Origin of the sequence: Bacteroides sp. 1_1_30, assembly GCF_020982715.1 — a bacterium.
GTDB lineage: Bacteria > Bacteroidota > Bacteroidia > Bacteroidales > Bacteroidaceae > Bacteroides > Bacteroides xylanisolvens.
Genome location: NZ_JAJKHN010000250.1, coordinates 1 through 587, shown reverse-complemented (window position 1 = coordinate 587; position 587 = coordinate 1). Strand labels below are relative to the sequence as shown.

At 37.8% G+C, this 587-nt stretch carries 1 protein-coding gene; it reads right to left on the bottom strand.

Annotation, left to right across the window (positions count from 1 at the left end; translation table 11 throughout):
- On the bottom strand, window positions 1–571 hold a 571-nt coding region (locus LPH68_RS26525), incomplete at its 3' end, for an ISAs1 family transposase (RefSeq protein WP_217732854.1).
- Between the last annotated feature and the right edge of the window lie 16 nt (window positions 572–587).

Genomic DNA, 587 nt, shown 5'->3' with positions numbered 1-587 from the left:
GCTCAATAATGGTCTGGGTTATATCTTTCTGGCATCCCATCGCGTCAATTGTAACAATACAACCACTTAGTTCCAAAGAGTTAATCAACAATGGAATAGCTGTGATTTCATTGCTTTTATCATCTACTTTTACCTGACCTAAAGAAATTCCATTAACGGCAGACCAGGCGGAAACCATCCATAATTTGAATCCTTCTTTTCCCGTAGTATGCTCTCCATCACATTGGCTTGGACCACGCATGAGCTTGCCATCTATAGCTACAACGCCTTTCACCTCCTGACAAACTTGTTTTACCCAATTACGAAAGATCAACTCAAAATACTCGGGCTTTATTATACTGAAGAATCTATTAAAAGTATCATGACTAGGGATGAACTCCAGGTCAGGTATGCGACTTTTGAAAAAAGCAATTTTCGCATTGCCAAATTCCTCAATCTCATTCCAAGACTGGGCGCCACAGATTACAGCAGCAATGGATATATAGATAATAGTTTCCATTTTATGTACTTTTTTGCGGTTCATCCTAGGATCTTCTATTTGTTTACAAAGGTCAATTATGCCAATTTTCATGTTAGTTTATGTTTTA